This window comes from Variovorax sp. YR750 (assembly GCF_900109805.1).
Taxonomy (GTDB): domain Bacteria; phylum Pseudomonadota; class Gammaproteobacteria; order Burkholderiales; family Burkholderiaceae_C; genus Variovorax; species Variovorax gossypii.
In genome coordinates, this window is record NZ_FOBJ01000027.1 from 13809 (window position 1) to 28656 (window position 14848).

Here is a 14848-nt window from a genome sequence, read left to right on the forward strand (position 1 = left end):
TCAGGAGCCCCCTTCGTTCCAGTGAAGTTTCTTGCGCAGCGTGTCGAAATAGCTCCAGCCGCGCGGATGCAGGAAGCGCACCCGGAAGTCGGAGCGGCGCACCACCACGCGGTCGCCAATCGCGAGCGAGGCCAGCGACTGCATGTCGAAATTGGCGCTGGCGTCGCGCCCGCCGACCAGCTCGATGACGATCTCGTCGGCGTCGGGCAGCAGCACGGGGCGGTTCGACAGCGTGTGTGGTGCGATGGGTACCAGCACCCAGCCCGGCACGGCAGGATGCAAGAGTGGCCCGCCGGCCGACAGCGCATAGGCGGTCGAGCCGGTGGGCGTGGCGATGATCAGGCCGTCGGCGCGCTGGTTGGCCACGAAATGGCGGCCCACCGACACGCGAAGCTCGACCATGCCGGAGGTGGCGCCGCGATTGACGACCACGTCGTTCATAGCGAAGGCGTCGAACACCGATACGCCGTCGCGCACGACCTGCGCCTGCATCAGGCTGCGGTGGTCTTCCTCGTATTCGCCGGCCAGCATCGGAATGAGCGTGGCCTGGTAGTTGTCGAGCGGGATGTCGGTGATGAAGCCGAGCCGGCCGCGGTTGATGCCGATCAGCGGAATGCCGTAGCTGGCGAGCTGCCGGCCGATGCCGAGCATGGTGCCGTCGCCGCCGACCACGAGGCCTAGGTCGCAGCGCTGGCCGATTTCCTCGACGGTGAGGGCCTGGTAGCGCGGATGGGCGGGGGCGCCGTCATCGGCTTCTTCGCACGTCGGGCGCTCTACGAACACCGTGCAGCCCTGGGATTCGAGGAAGGCGCCGATGCCCTCCATGACGCTGTCGCGCGCATCCGCCTGCGCCCGGGCGCCGGAAGCCTGGTATTTGCCGATCAGGGCTACGTGACGAAAGCGAGAGGTCATATCTCACAAATTACAACACTAAAATCTTGCAATGCTGGACGACCGTGCCAAGTTGCTGCTCAAGACGCTCGTCGAGCGCTACATCGCTGACGGGCAACCCGTGGGGTCGCGGACGCTTTCGCGTTCCTCGGGGCTCGATCTGTCTCCGGCAACCATCCGCAACGTCATGTCCGACCTCGAGGCGCTGGGGCTGATTGCCAGCCCGCACACCTCGGCTGGCCGCATTCCAACGCATCGCGGCTATCGCCTCTTCGTCGACACGATGCTGACCGCCCAGCGCGAGCAGATGACCGCGCCGAGCCTCGCGCCCGACCAGCCGCAGAAGGTGATCGCCAATGCGGCGCACCTGCTGTCGAACATGTCGCAGTTCGTCGGCGTGGTGATGGCGCCGCGGCGCGCATCGGTGTTCAAGCAGATCGAGTTCCTGCGGCTGTCGGAGCGCCGCCTGCTGGTGATCATCGTCTCGCCCGACGGCGACGTGCAGAACCGCGTGATCTTTCCGGAGGCCGACTATTCGCAGTCGCAACTGGTCGAGGCCTCGAACTACATCAACGCGAACTATGCGGGCCTGACCATCGAACAAGTGCGCGACCGGCTGCAGTCCGAGATCGAGATGCTGCGTGGCGAGATCGCGACGCTGATGCAGGCCGCTGTGCAGGTCAGCTCCGAAGTGCTGACCGAGGCGCAGGAAGACGACGTCGTGATCTCCGGCGAGCGCAACCTGCTGGCGGTGAGCGATTTCTCCAGCGACATGGGGCAGCTGCGCCGCGCCTTCGAGCTCTTCGAGCAGAAGGCTCAGCTGATGCGCCTGCTGGACGTGTCGAGCAAGGCCGAGGGCGTGCGCATCTTCATTGGCGGCGAGAGCCAGGTGGTGCCGTTCGAGGAGCTGTCCATCGTCAGCGCCAACTACGAGGTCGACGGGCAGGTCGTGGGCACGTTGGGCGTGATCGGGCCGACGCGCATGCCTTACGAGCGCATGATTCAGATCGTCGACATCACGTCGCGTCTGGTGAGCAATGCGCTGAGTCATCGCAAGTAGGTCGCGCGGCGCGAATAGAATCGTTCCGCGTGGGCCGTTAGCTCAGTTGGTTAGAGCAGCGGACTCATAATCCGTTGGTCGCTGGTTCAAGCCCAGCACGGCCTACCACCACTCCCTCGGCGATTCGATCTTTGCATCTTTTGTCGTGCTTTCGGGGAGCAGCCAAAAACAGGCTATAATCGAGAGCTTCGCGGCTGTAGCTCAGCTGGATAGAGTACTTGGCTACGAACCAAGGGGTCGTGGGTTCGATTCCTGCCAGCCGCACCATCTTGAAAATGCCCGGAAGATTCGTCTTCCGGGCATTTTTCTTTTTCGGGCTTTGCGCTACTTTCGTGACAGTTCGCCCGAGTAAATCCGAAAAGGACAATAAAGCGGGCTATAATCGCTAGCTGTGCGGCTGTAGCTCAGCTGGATAGAGTACTTGGCTACGAACCAAGGGGTCGTGGGTTCGATTCCTGCCAGCCGCACCACTATAAAGAAAGCCCGCAACGCGAGTTGCGGGCTTTTTTCTTTTCGGAGGTTTGGCGTGAACAAGGCATTCACCAAGGAAACGGATTCCGACGGAGACGACGACGGCGCCGATGGTGCCTCACCGCCGATCCCTGCGGGCGGCAAGAACTACATCACACCCGACGGCTACGCGCGCCTGCGCGACGAATTGCTGCAGCTGATGGACGAGGAGCGCCCGAAGATCGTCGAGACCGTGCACTGGGCCGCGAAGAACGGCGATCGCTCGGAGAACGGCGACTACCTCTACGGCAAGAAGCGCCTGCGCGAGATCGACCGCCGCATCCGCTTTCTCACCAAGCGCCTCGAGATCGCGGAGGTCACCGATCCATCGGTGCACCATGGCCGCGATCAGGTCTTCTTCGGCGCCACCGTCCTTTATGTCGACGAAACAGGTGCCGAGCGCAGCGTCACGATCCTCGGCATCGACGAGGCGGAGAGTGCGAAGTCGCAGGTTAGCTGGATATCGCCGATCGCGCGGGCGCTCTTGAAGTCGCGCGAAGGTGATGTGGTGAAGCTCGTCACGCCGGGTGGGGCGCACGATGTCGAGATCCTGTCCGTGAGCTATCCGGTGCCGGGCCCGGCTGCGGAATAAGGGCAGGTCAGGGCGCGGGAACCGTCCTGGAGGCGGTCAGCACTGAGGCCGTACGCCGCGCCGCCCTCAGCACCGCATCCAGATGCGCGCGGTCGCGCACTGCGATCACGAAGCGCAGGTCGGTCGAATCCTGCGGAGTTTCGTCGGCCATCTCCACATGCGTGATGTCGGCTTCGGCATCTGCCAGCGTGGCCGCGACACGCGCCAGCACGCCCTTGTCGTTGCGCACGGTGATCACCACCCCGGTCTCGAAGGCACGCGTCGGCTCGTCCGCCCACTCGACGGCGAAGAAGCGCTCGCTGTCCTTGTGGCGCAGCCGCTGGCCGACGCCGCAGTCTTCGGTGTGCACCACCAGGCCTTCGCCATGGCCGAGGTAGCCGACGATCGGGTCGCCGGGAATCGGCCGACAGCACAGCGCGAAGCGCACTGAAGAGTTCTCGCTGCCGTCCAGCGTGACAGCGCCTTGCGACACCGTTTCATGCGAAATGAAGCGCTCGCGGCTCAACAGCAGCGCGTCGGGCCGTTCGCCCAGTTCGGAAAGCATTGCCACCAGACGCTTCGCGACGATGCTCGCGATGCGTTTGCCCAGGCCGATGTCGGTCAGCAGTTCGGAGCGGGTGCGGTTGCCGGTGAAGCGCAGCAGCTTCTCCCACAGCGCCTGATGTTCCTCGTCGTCCTCGGGCAGCTTGCTCAGGCCTTCGGCGCGCAGCGCCTGCGCGAGCAGCTTCTCGCCCAGCCCTTCGGATTCGGCATGCGCCAGCGTCTTCAGGTAGTGGCGGATCTTGGAGCGCGCCCGGCCGGTTCGCACGAAGCCCAGCCAGGCAGGATTGGGCGTCGACACCGGTGCCGTGATCACCTCGACCACGTCGCCGTTCTTGAGTTCGGTGCGCAGCGGCACCTGGTCGCCGTTGATGCGCGCGGCCGAGGTGTGGTCGCCGATGTTGCTGTGAATGGCGTAGGCGAAGTCGACCACCGTGGCGCCGCGGGGCAGCGCCATGATCTGGCTCTTGGGCGTGAACACGTAGACCGCGTCGGGAAACAGGTCGACCTTGACGTGGTCCCAGAACTCGGCGGCGTCGCGCGTCTCGTCCTGGATGTCGAGCAGCGACTGCAGCCACTTGGTGCCCAGCCGGTCGTTGCTGGCGGCGTTGGGCTCGGCGGCCTTGTACAGCCAATGTGCGGCCACGCCCGATTCGGCCACCACGTGCATCGCCTCGGTCCGCAACTGGAACTCGACGCTCACGCCGGCCGGTCCCACGAGCGTGGTGTGCAGCGACTGGTAGCCGTTGAGCTTGGCGATCGCGATGTGATCCTTGAATTTGCCCGGCAGGGGCTTGTACATCTGGTGCAGGATGCCGAGCCCGGTGTAGCAGGCGATCACGTTCGGCACGATCAGGCGGAAACCGTAGATATCGGTCACCTGGGCGAAGCTCAGGTGTTTTTCCTCCATCTTGCGGTAGATGGAATAAAGCGTCTTCTCGCGGCCGGCGATCCGCAGCGTCATGCCGGCGGCCGAAAAGGCGGCTTCGACCTCTTTCTGCACCTTCTGGATCAGGTCGCGCCGGCGGCCGCGTGCCTTGGCGACGGCCTTCGACAGCGTGGCATAACGCCACGGTTTCAAATGCCGGAACGACAGCTCCTGCAGCTCGCGGTAGGTCTGGTTCAGCCCCAGGCGATGGGCGATGGGCGCATAGATGTCCAGCGTCTCGCGCGAGATCCGGCCCCACTTTTCACGCGGCGCGTCGGCCAGCGTGCGCATGTTGTGCGTGCGGTCCGCCAGCTTGACCAGGATGACGCGCACGTCGCGCGCCATCGCCAGCAGCATCTTGCGGAACGACTCGGCCTGGTTCTCTTCGCGGGTATTGAACTGAAGCTTGTCCAGCTTGGTAAGCCCGTCGACCAGCTCGGCAACCGGGGCTCCGAAGCGCTCGATGAGCTCGGGCTTCGTGACGCCGCAGTCCTCGATGGCGTCGTGGAGCAGGGCGGCCATCAGCGCCTGCGCGTCGAGCTTCCATTCGGCGCATTGCGCCGCCACGGCGATGGGGTGGGTGATGTACGGTTCGCCGCTGTTGCGCAGCTGGCCGAGGTGCGCCTCGTCCGCGAAACGGTAGGCGCGGCGGACCAGCTCGGTGTCTTCAGGGCTCAGGTAGTCCAGCCGCGCGGTCAGTGCGGCGAAGCTCGCGGCGGCCGCATTCAGCGCCGCCGGGCTCGGCTTCGGCGTGCCTTTGGGGGCATGGGACTGAGATTTGGCGACCGCGCTCATGCCTACCACTTTAGCGTGACCGATGTGTGGACGCGTCCGGACATAAAAAAAGCACCGCATTGCGGTGCCTTTTCGTTGCAGGGCTGCGTCAGATCAGCCCGGCACCTTCTTGAGCATTTCGAGGCCGATCTTGCCTTCGGCGATCTCGCGCAGGGCGGTCACGGCGGGCTTGTTCTTGCTCTCGATCTTGGGGGCGTGGCCCTGGCTCAGCATGCGCGCGCGGTAGGTGGCGGCCAGGACGAGCTGGAAGCGGTTCGGAATGTTGACGAGACAATCTTCGACGGTGATGCGGGCCATGATGAGGATCTTTCGGTCGGTCTGGGAGCGGGTGGGCTCGGAAATCAGGGGATGTTCAGTGCGGCGAAGGTGTCGGCACGCGCTCGGCGCTGCGCGGAATACCGGAGCCGCTGAGCGTGGACAATCGCCTTGAGATCGAAAAGTGCCCGCTCAAATAACTCGTTGATTATAACGAAGTCGAATTGTCCCGCCTGGGCCATCTCTTCGGCGGCGTTCTTCAGGCGCAGTTCGATGACCGAGGCGCTGTCTTCCCCACGCCGTTCGAGCCGGGAGCGCAGTTCTTCCCAGCTGGGCGGCAGGATGAAGATCATGACCGCGTTGGCAAAGGTCTTGCGGATCTGCAGCGCGCCCTGGAAGTCGATCTCGAGGATGACGTCGGCCCCCTGGGCGATGCGGTCTTCGACGGCCTTCTTGGAGGTGCCGTAGCGGTGGCCGTGCACATGGGCCCATTCCACGAAGCCGTCGGCCGCGATCATCGCGTCGAACTCCGTCGGCGAGGCGAAGAAGTACTCGCGGCCGTGCTTTTCCTGCCCGCGGGGCGACCGGGTGGTGTGGGAAACCGAGGGCTGGACCGCCGAATCGAGTTCCATCAGCGCCTTGACCAGGCTCGATTTGCCCGCGCCGCTGGGCGCCGCCACCACGAAGATATTGCCGGGGTAATCCATTCTTTCGCTCGTCTTCGTCGTCATTCGATGTTCTGGACCTGCTCGCGCATCTGCTCGATCAGGACCTTCATGTCCACGCCGATGCGCGTGAGCTCCAGTGCCGCCGACTTCGAGCCCAGGGTGTTGGCCTCGCGGTGAAGCTCCTGGATCAGGAAATCGAGGCGCTTGCCGATCTCGCCGCCCTTCTTGAGCAGCCGCTCGATCTCGTCCAGATGCGAGTTCAGCCGGGTGAGTTCCTCGGCCACGTCGATGCGGATCGCGAAGGCGGTGGCTTCGGTCAGCGCGCGGTCCTGGGCGGCTTCGGGCAGCGTGCCGCCCGTGCCGGAGGTCAGGCCCATGGCCTCCTGCCAGCGCTCCAGGAAGCGGGTGCGCTGCTGCTCGACCAGCTGGGGCACCAGCGGGCCGGCCTGCTGCACCAGGGTGCGCAACTGGGCGAGATGGTCTTCGAGCATCTTTGCCAGCCGCGCGCCTTCGCGCTGGCGGGCCGACACCAGGCCTTCGAGCGCCTTGCCCGTCACTTCGAGCAGGTCGGGGCCCCAGTCGCCTCGGGTGGCGCTGTCGCCGCCGGCCAGGCGCAGCACGTCGGCCACGCTGAGCTCCCGTGCGCTGGGCAGCCATGCCTTGATGCTGTCCTGCACGCCGTTGAGCCGCTGCAGCAGCTTGACGGAGGGCTCGACAACGCCTCCCTGGGCCGCACTTTCGATGGCGGCCCGAACTTCGACCTTTCCGCGCTTGAGCTTGCCCGTGAGCAGCTCGCGCAGCGCGGTTTCGTGCTGGCGGAGTTCCTCCGGCAGCTTGAAGGTGAGATCGAGGAAGCGGCTGTTGACCGAGCGGATTTCAACCCCGAGCCGGCCCGCGGCGGAAGGCCGTGCTTCGGCTTCGGAGTGGCTGCCTGCGGGGCCGTTCTGGCCGCTGGCGTAGCCGGTCATGCTGTAAACTGGCATTGCGCCTCACTGTGGTTTTGCTTGCATGCACCGAGGCGTCGGCACCGCGTTCGCTTGCCGCACCATCGCCTTCGGGCGAAACTCCCGGATTATGTCAAAGGTCAAGCCTACGCCCCTGCCGCCCGATACGGTCATTGGTGGTTACCGCGTTGTACGCCGGCTTTCCGCGGGCGGTTTCGGTGTCGTCTACCTCGCCATCGATTCCAGCGGACAGCAGGTTGCCATCAAGGAATATCTGCCGTCGTCGCTCGCCACCCGGGGGCCGGGCGAGCTTGCTCCGCAGGTGCCGCCCGAGAAGCTTTCGCTCTACCGGCTGGGCCTCAAGAGCTTCTTCGAGGAGGGGCGCTCCCTGGCGCAGATCTCGCACGCATCGGTGGTGAGCGTGCTCAACTTCTTCCGCGAGAACGAGACCGTCTACATGGTCATGAACTACCTGGAGGGCGCGACCCTGCAGGATTTCGTGGTCACGGCGCGCGACCTGAAGAAGCAGAAGGTGTTCCGCGAGTCGACCATCCGCTCGCTTTTCGACGAGATCCTGCGCGGCCTGCGCATCGTCCACCAGTACAAGATGCTGCACCTGGACATCAAGCCGGCCAACATCTTCGTTACCGACGACGACCGTGCCGTGCTGATCGACTTCGGCGCCGCGCGCGAAGTGCTCAGCAAGGAAGGCATCTTCATCCGCCCGATGTACACCCCTGGCTTCGCAGCCCCCGAGATGTACCGGCGCGATTCGTCCATGGGCCCCTGGACCGACATCTATGCCATCGGCGCCTGCATCTACGCCTGCATGCAGGGCTACCCGCCCAACGACGCGCCCCGGCGCATCGAGAAGGACCGCCTCAGCCTGTCGCTGTCGCGCCTTCGCGGCGTGTACTCCGACAACCTGATCGAGGTGGTCGAGTGGTGCATGTCGCTCGATCCGCTGTCGCGTCCGCAGTCGGTCTTCGCGCTGCAGAAGGAGCTCAGCCGCGAGGGCGAGCGCCGCTATACGAAGCTCACGGTGGGCGAGAAGGTGCGCCTGTCGATCGACAACATCCGTTCCTTCGACAAGAAGGGCCTGCCCAAGGCTGCCGCGCCCACCACGCGCCCTGCATGACATCATGAAATTCTCCGTCTTCCAGGTCAGCCGCAAGGGCGGGCGTCTCAAGAACGAAGACCGCATGGGCTATTGCTACACGCGGGAATCGGGGTTGTTCGTGCTCGCCGACGGTATGGGCGGCCACCCGGAAGGCGAAGTGGCGGCGCAGCTCGCGCTGCAGACCATCGCCGCGCTGTTCCAGCGCGAGGCGCGCCCCACGGTGAAGGACGTGAAGTCGTTCCTGGCCGAATCGGCCATGGCTGCGCACCAGCAGATCATGCGCTACGCGAGCCACAAGGCCATGCTCGACACCCCGCGCACCACCGTCGTCGCGGCGGTGCTCCAGGGCAACGCCGCCACATGGATGCACTGCGGCGACTCGCGCCTGTACGTCGTGCGCGACGGCCGCCTGCTGGTGCGCACGCGCGACCATTCGCACGCCGAGCGACCCAAGCCGCACGGCTCCGACATGCCCGTCAACCGCAACCTGCTGCTGACCTGCCTCGGCTCGCCGACCACGCCGCTCTTCGACGTCTCGGCGCCGCTGCAGCTGCAGCGCGGCGACCGCATCATGCTGTGCTCCGACGGCGTCTGGGGCGTGCTCGACGACGAGCTGATCGTGCACACGCTTTCCTCCGGCAAGCCCGTGTCCGACGCCGCCCCCGACCTCGCCGAGATGGCCCTGCGCAAGGGCGGCAGCCACAGCGACAACGTCACGCTCATCGCGCTCGAATGGGAAATGCCCGACAGCGCGGACGACCGCAGCGGCGTTTCCACCGAAACCATCGAGGACGGCGTGTTCGCCTCGACCATCCAGGCCGGCATGCCCGCGGACAACGAGATCGATGATCTCGACGAAGACGCCATCGAGCGTTCCATCGCCGAGATCAACGAAGCCATCCGCCGATCGGCCGCGCGCAAGAGCTAGCTGAACAGGCCGCGCGACAGCGGCCGCCCCTTTTTTTCTTTTTTGGATTCGACAATGACTGCTTTCACACGAAGCGGCGGCCGCGCCGCCGACCAGCTGCGCCCGGTGCGCATCACCCGCGGCTTCACCATCCATGCCGAGGGCTCGGTGCTCATCGAGTTCGGCCAGACCCGCGTGCTGTGCACCGCCTCCGTCGAGGAGAAGGTTCCGCCGCACAAGAAGGGCAGCGGCGAAGGCTGGGTCACGGCCGAATACGGCATGCTGCCGCGCGCCACGCACACCCGCAGCAGCCGGGAGGCAGCCAAGGGCAAGCAGACCGGTCGCACGCAGGAAATCCAGCGCCTCATCGGCCGCTCGATGCGCGCCGTGTTCGATCTCGCCGCGCTCGGCGAACGCACCATCCACCTCGACTGCGACGTGCTGCAGGCCGACGGCGGCACGCGCACCGCGGCCATCACCGGCGCCTTCGTCGCCGCGCAGGACGCCGTCGACAAGCTGATCGCCTCCGGCGCCCTGGCCGCCTCGCCCATCAAGGGCCACGTGGCCGCCATCTCGGTCGGCATCGTCGAAGGCACGCCGCTGCTCGACCTCGAATACACCGAGGACTCGGCCTGCGACACCGACATGAACGTCGTCATGACCGGCGCCGGTCACTTCGTCGAAGTGCAGGGCACCGCCGAAGGCGTGGCCTTCACGCGCGAGGAAATGAACATCCTGCTCGGCCTGGCCGAGAAGGGCATCGGCGAGCTCGTGACCCTGCAGAAGCAGGCATTGCTCGCGAGCTGATCCATGAAGCTGGTCCTGGCCTCCAACAACGCGGGCAAGCTCGCCGAGCTCCAGCAGCTCTTCGCGGAGCTGGCCGTCACCCTCGTTCCGCAATCGGCGCTGGGCGTGGGCGAGGCCGAGGAGCCCTTCCGTACCTTCGTCGAGAACGCGCTGACCAAGGCGCGCCATGCCAGCGCCGCCACCGGCCTGCCAGCCATGGCCGACGACGCGGGCCTGTGCGTTGATGCCTTCGGCGGCTTGCCGGGCGTCGACACCGCCTACTACGCCACGCAGTTCGGCTACGCCAAGGGCGATGCCAACAACGTGAAGGCGCTGCTCGAGCAGCTGGACGGCGTGGCGAATCGCCGTGCGGCACTGGTGAGCACGCTGGTCGCCCTGCGCAGCCATGACGACCCCGAGCCGCTCATCGCCGTCGGCCGCGTGGTCGGCGAGATCGCGCCCGCGCCCGTCGGCGACAACGGCTTCGGCTTCGACCCCGTCATGTATCTGCCGGCCTTCGGCAAGACCTTCGCGCAGCTGCCGCCCGAAGTGAAGAACGCGAACAGCCACCGCGGCCGCGCGGCGCAAGCCATGCTGGCGCTGATGCGTGAGCGCTGGCTGCAGTCCTGATGGCCACCACCTTCCCGATCCAGCCGGCGCACTCCGTCGGCGCGCCGCAGGCCAACGACGTGCTGCACTGGATGCGGCCCGGTCCGCTGCAGCTCAGCGCGCTGCCGCCGCTGTCGCTGTACATCCACCTGCCGTGGTGCCTGCGCAAGTGCCCGTACTGCGACTTCAACTCGCACGAATGGCGCGCGACCAGCGAGGCGGACATCGACGGCATTCCCGAAGCGGCGTACATCGACGCGCTCGTGGCAGACCTCGACGCCGCGCTGCCGCTCATCTGGGGTCGCACCGTCCACACCATCTTCATCGGTGGCGGCACGCCCAGCCTGTTCTCCCCGCAGGCCATCGACCGCCTGCTGGGCGACATGCGCGCGCGCCTGAAGCTCGCGCCCGACTGCGAGATCACGCTCGAGGCCAACCCCGGCACCTTCGAACGCAACCGCTTCCGCGCCTACCGTTCCGCCGGCGTCACGCGCCTGTCGGTGGGCGTGCAGAGCTTCAACGACGAACACCTGAAGGCCCTCGGCCGCGTGCACGACCGCGCGCAGGCCGTTGCAGCGCTCGAAGAGGCCGCCGCCACCTTCGACACCTTCAACCTCGACCTGATGTACGCCCTGCCGGGCCAGACCCTGGAAGGCCTCGACGCCGACCTGTCGCAGGCGCTGGCGCTCGCGCCGCCGCACCTCTCGGTGTACCACCTGACCATCGAGCCCAACACCTGGTTCGCCAAGTTCCCGCCCACGCTGCCCGAGGACGACATCGCCTACGCCATGCTCGACCGCATCACCGAGCGCACCGGCGCCAAGGGCATGTCGCGCTACGAGGTGTCGGCCTATGCGCGCGAGGGGCATCAGTGCGCGCACAACCTCAATTACTGGCAGTTCGGCGACTACCTCGGCATCGGCGCGGGCGCGCACAGCAAGCTGAGCTTTGCGCACCGCATCGTGCGCCAGGTGCGCTTTCGCGAGCCGCGCCTGTACATGGACAACGCCCGCGCTGGCGCGGCGGTGTCGCAGAGCGACGAAGTGGCGCTGGCAGACCTGCCGTTCGAGTTCATGCTCAATGCGCTGCGATTGAGGCAGGGCTTCACGCTGCCGCAGTTCAGCGAGCGCACCGGGCTGGCGATGACCTCGATCCAGCGCGGCCTCGAGGAGGCGGAGCGCAAGGGACTCGTGGCGCGCGACCTGTTCCGCGTATGGCCGACAGAGCGCGGACTGGACTTCCTGAGCGACCTGCAGGCGATGTTTCTGCCCGACGAGGAGTAGGGCCGCGCGGTCGGCTTAAAATTGCAGGCTTCGGAGAGTTGGGTGAGTGGTTTAAACCAGCAGTCTTGAAAACTGCCGACGTGAAAGCGTCCGTGAGTTCGAATCTCACACTCTCCGCTAGCAGGGCGTCCCGAAGCGGACCGCTCCGTCTCTGAAATTCACGCTCCCCTTTGGAACAGCCCAGAACATCCGTTCTAGGTTGTTCTTTCGTCTCGTATGACTCCCTAGTTTTTGGTGGCAAGGGCACTGGAGAGGACGATACGCCCAAGAAAGCGGCAGAACTCGACGCCCTCCAAATCAACTGGCTGACGAAGCGAAGGAAGCATGCGGTTGGCGACGTGGCCGGTCTCAAGCTGAAGGTGGGCGATTCCGGGGGGCATGCGCGAGGGCTGCGAACAACTGTCGCCCTCAAGACCCGAGCATGAGGCTCGGAGGCTTTCCCGATGTGACCCTTGTGCAAGCCCGGAAACTGGCCTGGGGCAACTGCTGGGAAACGACTTAGTCGAACTCGTAGGAGGTGACCAGACCACTTAGGTCAATGTGCGGACGTATGGGCAACATTGCGCGCAGTTTGAGGCACAGGTATTCCCGCTCGAAAGCCTCCCTTGTTCGAAGCGAGGCCGATACTTTCCAAGCGAGGAGCTGACTCTTTTCACTAGCAACTTGCACTCGATTGAGCGCGCGAACCTTATCTCGCAGGCGCTAGGTCGCACGGAGCGCGGTGCTGAGGGTGGCCTCACCGCGCTCTACGTCGCCTTCGCTGCTGGCGGCTTGAAACGCGACCTGATTCTCACGTTTCAAACCGATCAACTTAAGGGCGGAAGTCAGACTTGTACGGCTGCGACAAGTAGCCGCCAACGTACAGGGCTGTTGTTTTGGTGCTGATGGTGGTTTTGGGGCGGCAACGTGTGATCTTTTGCAATCCCGATCTCGTCGCCGCAACCTGTACAGCGGTATATCCCCGCGTCAGGTGCAGCGGTACCTGGTGCTCTATCAGTATCAAAATTTACGTGCTGAGATTGCGTCAGGTGATTGCCGTACTTGTACAAGGCCATGATGTCTCCTCTGCGCAAAATCGCGCGAGAAGATCGTCGACTCGGCAAGCGGGCGTCTGAAGAGGGCGTACCCTCTCGCTCGTTTTTGGTATGGACAAGATGCCTAAGGCCTGCTCCACGCGAAGCGCTTGAGGGGCTCTGAATCCTCCAGCGTTAGGCATACCGGTTCGATTCCGGCCCCGGGAATTGTCAGATCGCGCGTAGGGTCGGCTTGGAGTCGGCCATGTAGTTGATGATCACCGGGCGATACTGCAATAGCAATGCGGCATGCTCTTCTGCGATATACCGCGCGAGCGCAGCCATGCTGTCGATGGTGTAGATATAGTCGGGGCTTTCATAGGGCAGCACAGACGTACATGCGTAGTGCCATCCCCATTGAGTACCCGGCTCCCGCCAGCAGGCATAGGCCCATTCTTGAAGGCTCTCGACGCTCAGCCAGTGCGGCCATCTCTCAGGCTTGAGAGCCCTGCGACTCTCGAAGCGAGAGAAGAGCGATGCAGAAATCAAGACAGCAGCGACTTTGTCCGGGGCGTCTTTGACAGTCCACAGATGAGTAAGTGTGTCTAGCTCGCCCCGCCGCATGTTTTGCTGCGGATGAACTGGTCCGACCGTGCCCGGGTAGTGTTCAAAGTGTTGGTGAATGCGTGCGCGCAGCTCATCAAAGCCCTTGGCCGGCCACCACGAGAGCGCGGATTCTCGATGACTCGAATTTGCAGGATCCCGCACGATCACCTCGCGAAAAATTGGTGTGGCATCAACACCAAAGTCGCTCAGTCGTTCACGCCAATCGCTCAAGAAGCGGCTCCACGTCCATCCGTCTGAGAAATCGCGCGCCTCACGTAGCAATCGCTCGCGCGGCGTTTCGGGCCTTGGCGTTTTCATGATCACCTGTATCAACGAACTGACGATCCTAAAGCGAAAGATGAGCTTGAAAGGTACGTAATTGCTAGCGAAGTGGTGGGTGGAGAAGGAAAAGCAGCCTCTTAGTGCCAACCGCCGGCGTGCTGGGCTATGGCGAGGCAGAGGGAGGTGCGGCTTGTGCTTGGGGGGAGCCGGCGCCAGCCGCGGCCTTGTTCGCAGCAAGAGCGTTTATTTTGGCAATGCGCTCCAAGCGATCTGCTCGGGCTACATACCACTCGCGATCAAGCAAATGAATTAGTTCGAGGAGCGTCTCCGCCTCGCCAAGTTCGACATCAACGATCAGACTGATGTCCTGCTCCGGATGCGCGCCGATGTTTCCGACGCTCTTGACCGCCATCATGGCATCGTAAAGGGCGGGGTCACATCTGTCCTTGATCGCCTCTAGCTCGGCGTGGAGAGTGCGCTTTCCGACAACTTGAAAGAAGTCCCGGACCATGCCCTGCAACGCTCGGCGTGCAAGCGTGGCCGAGGCCTTCGGGCTCAGACGCGCAATCAAGTACGCCTCGTTGTAGTCGTTCACAACGCCGGCAGGAACATGTGCGGACAAAGGCTGGGCGGTGGCAGGCGCAAAGGTGAAGTGTCCGATACCCACACGTCGCTTCTCATCTGGGGCGACGCTTCTGTATCCACTGGTAGCCTTGGTTCCGTAATACACATCTACAGTGAATTGTGGCGAACCGCACTTTTTATTGGGGCATTCGATCAGGCTGTAGAAGAGTCGGATACCTCTTTGCTTGGGGGTAGCTTCAGCGTAGATCGACATGGAGCCCGAATCTGCGTTCGGATCAGTGATAGTTGTATGCGCACCGCACGTCGGGCATGTCCAGTTAAACGATTCGGCCACTCTTTCTCCTCATTTGTTGCAAGAGATGGTAGCGAAACTTCGTTTTCCGCCGGTGCTGCATCTGAGGAACGAGGCGGCTCGATAGTGAGAAGGGGGCGGGGGATAGGGATGAAAATTCCGCAAAGCCCGCATAAAGCCTA

At 64.3% G+C, this 14848-nt stretch carries 14 protein-coding genes and 4 tRNA genes; 11 read left to right on the top strand and 7 right to left on the bottom strand.

From position 1 onward, the window contains the following. Positions 1–912, bottom strand: coding sequence for an NAD kinase (locus tag BMY35_RS36015; protein WP_093209711.1), 912 nt, complete (start codon positions 910–912; stop codon positions 1–3). A 31-nt stretch (positions 913–943) separates the two neighbouring features. Here BMY35_RS36015 and hrcA point away from each other — a divergent pair, with 31 nt between their 5' ends. The 5 genes from hrcA (at position 944) to greB (ending at position 3053) form a co-directional block, all read left to right on the top strand. Then, positions 944–1951 (top strand): heat-inducible transcriptional repressor HrcA, encoded by a 1008-nt coding sequence (hrcA, locus tag BMY35_RS36020; protein WP_093209713.1) that lies wholly within the window; start codon positions 944–946, stop codon positions 1949–1951. A 31-nt stretch (positions 1952–1982) separates the two neighbouring features. Continuing rightward, a tRNA-Ile gene (locus BMY35_RS36025) sits at positions 1983–2059 on the top strand. A gap of 82 nt (positions 2060–2141) precedes the next feature. Beyond that, positions 2142–2218, top strand: a tRNA-Arg gene (locus tag BMY35_RS36030). 126 nt (positions 2219–2344) lie between these two features. Further along, positions 2345–2421 (top strand) — tRNA-Arg (locus tag BMY35_RS36035). A gap of 56 nt (positions 2422–2477) precedes the next feature. Continuing rightward, complete coding sequence (gene greB / locus BMY35_RS36040) at positions 2478–3053, top strand: transcription elongation factor GreB (protein WP_093209714.1); 576 nt, start codon at positions 2478–2480, stop codon at positions 3051–3053. A 7-nt stretch (positions 3054–3060) separates the two neighbouring features. Here the strand turns inward: greB and BMY35_RS36045 are convergent, their stop codons facing one another. The 4 genes from BMY35_RS36045 to BMY35_RS36060 all read right to left on the bottom strand — a co-directional run bounded on the left by BMY35_RS36045 (position 3061) and on the right by BMY35_RS36060 (position 7222). Further along, positions 3061–5316: a RelA/SpoT family protein gene (locus BMY35_RS36045; protein WP_093209716.1), complete on the bottom strand. Its 2256-nt coding sequence runs from the start codon at positions 5314–5316 to the stop codon at positions 3061–3063. A gap of 93 nt (positions 5317–5409) precedes the next feature. Continuing rightward, positions 5410–5613, bottom strand: a complete 204-nt coding sequence (gene rpoZ, locus BMY35_RS36050; RefSeq protein WP_007835875.1) for a DNA-directed RNA polymerase subunit omega — start codon at positions 5611–5613, stop codon at positions 5410–5412. A 44-nt stretch (positions 5614–5657) separates the two neighbouring features. Then, positions 5658–6278 carry a guanylate kinase gene (gmk, locus tag BMY35_RS36055; RefSeq protein ID WP_093209718.1) on the bottom strand — a complete coding sequence of 207 codons (621 nt, stop codon included), beginning with the start codon at positions 6276–6278 and terminating at the stop codon, positions 5658–5660. Positions 6279–6298: 20 nt separating this feature from the next. Beyond that, on the bottom strand, positions 6299–7222 hold the full coding sequence (locus BMY35_RS36060) for a YicC/YloC family endoribonuclease (RefSeq protein WP_093209719.1): 924 nt from the start codon (positions 7220–7222) through the stop codon (positions 6299–6301). 91 nt (positions 7223–7313) lie between these two features. On the opposite strand from BMY35_RS36060, the gene BMY35_RS36065 reads away from it, so the two are divergent. The 6 genes from BMY35_RS36065 to BMY35_RS36090 all read left to right on the top strand — a co-directional run bounded on the left by BMY35_RS36065 (position 7314) and on the right by BMY35_RS36090 (position 12005). Beyond that, positions 7314–8321 (top strand): serine/threonine protein kinase, encoded by a 1008-nt coding sequence (locus BMY35_RS36065; RefSeq protein WP_019656438.1) that lies wholly within the window; start codon positions 7314–7316, stop codon positions 8319–8321. Positions 8322–8325: 4 nt separating this feature from the next. Next, positions 8326–9231 carry a PP2C family protein-serine/threonine phosphatase gene (locus tag BMY35_RS36070; RefSeq protein ID WP_093209721.1) on the top strand — a complete coding sequence of 302 codons (906 nt, stop codon included), beginning with the start codon at positions 8326–8328 and terminating at the stop codon, positions 9229–9231. A gap of 54 nt (positions 9232–9285) precedes the next feature. Further along, a complete protein-coding gene (rph, locus tag BMY35_RS36075; protein WP_093209723.1) occupies positions 9286–10017 on the top strand; it encodes a ribonuclease PH in 732 nt (243 codons plus the stop codon). Between the two features lie 3 nt (positions 10018–10020). Next, positions 10021–10626: a non-canonical purine NTP pyrophosphatase gene (locus BMY35_RS36080; RefSeq protein ID WP_093209724.1), complete on the top strand. Its 606-nt coding sequence runs from the start codon at positions 10021–10023 to the stop codon at positions 10624–10626. Further along, the gene (gene hemW / locus BMY35_RS36085) at positions 10626–11888 is read left to right on the top strand and encodes a radical SAM family heme chaperone HemW (protein WP_093209726.1); all 1263 of its coding nucleotides are present in this window, start codon (positions 10626–10628) and stop codon (positions 11886–11888) included. Before BMY35_RS36080 ends, hemW begins: the two co-directional genes overlap by 1 nt. Positions 11889–11920: 32 nt before the next feature. Continuing rightward, a tRNA-Ser gene (locus BMY35_RS36090) sits at positions 11921–12005 on the top strand. A gap of 1127 nt (positions 12006–13132) precedes the next feature. On the opposite strand, the gene BMY35_RS38145 is transcribed toward BMY35_RS36090, so the two are convergent. Both BMY35_RS38145 and BMY35_RS36100 read right to left on the bottom strand, forming a co-directional pair. Beyond that, positions 13133–13825, bottom strand: coding sequence for a hypothetical protein (locus BMY35_RS38145; RefSeq protein ID WP_143080823.1), 693 nt, complete (start codon positions 13823–13825; stop codon positions 13133–13135). 127 nt (positions 13826–13952) lie between these two features. Next, positions 13953–14627, bottom strand: coding sequence for a DUF4145 domain-containing protein (locus BMY35_RS36100; protein WP_093209729.1), 675 nt, complete (start codon positions 14625–14627; stop codon positions 13953–13955). Positions 14628–14848: the final 221 nt, after the last annotated feature.

Excerpts from the sequence above, each read along its gene's own strand:
- BMY35_RS36015 (WP_093209711.1), bottom strand. The coding sequence starts at position 912 with ATGACCTCTCGCTTTCGTCACGTAGCCCTGATCGGCAAATACCAGGCT.
- hrcA (WP_093209713.1), top strand. The coding sequence starts at position 944 with ATGCTGGACGACCGTGCCAAGTTGCTGCTCAAGACGCTCGTCGAGCGC.
- BMY35_RS36045 (WP_093209716.1), bottom strand. The coding sequence starts at position 5,316 with ATGAGCGCGGTCGCCAAATCTCAGTCCCATGCCCCCAAAGGCACGCCG.
- rpoZ (WP_007835875.1), bottom strand. The coding sequence starts at position 5,613 with ATGGCCCGCATCACCGTCGAAGATTGTCTCGTCAACATTCCGAACCGC.
- gmk (WP_093209718.1), bottom strand. The coding sequence starts at position 6,278 with ATGGATTACCCCGGCAATATCTTCGTGGTGGCGGCGCCCAGCGGCGCG.
- BMY35_RS36060 (WP_093209719.1), bottom strand. The coding sequence starts at position 7,222 with ATGCCAGTTTACAGCATGACCGGCTACGCCAGCGGCCAGAACGGCCCC.
- BMY35_RS36065 (WP_019656438.1), top strand. The coding sequence starts at position 7,314 with ATGTCAAAGGTCAAGCCTACGCCCCTGCCGCCCGATACGGTCATTGGT.
- BMY35_RS36070 (WP_093209721.1), top strand. The coding sequence starts at position 8,326 with ATGAAATTCTCCGTCTTCCAGGTCAGCCGCAAGGGCGGGCGTCTCAAG.
- rph (WP_093209723.1), top strand. The coding sequence starts at position 9,286 with ATGACTGCTTTCACACGAAGCGGCGGCCGCGCCGCCGACCAGCTGCGC.
- BMY35_RS36080 (WP_093209724.1), top strand. The coding sequence starts at position 10,021 with ATGAAGCTGGTCCTGGCCTCCAACAACGCGGGCAAGCTCGCCGAGCTC.
- hemW (WP_093209726.1), top strand. The coding sequence starts at position 10,626 with ATGGCCACCACCTTCCCGATCCAGCCGGCGCACTCCGTCGGCGCGCCG.
- BMY35_RS38145 (WP_143080823.1), bottom strand. The coding sequence starts at position 13,825 with ATGAAAACGCCAAGGCCCGAAACGCCGCGCGAGCGATTGCTACGTGAG.
- BMY35_RS36100 (WP_093209729.1), bottom strand. The coding sequence starts at position 14,627 with ATGTCGATCTACGCTGAAGCTACCCCCAAGCAAAGAGGTATCCGACTC.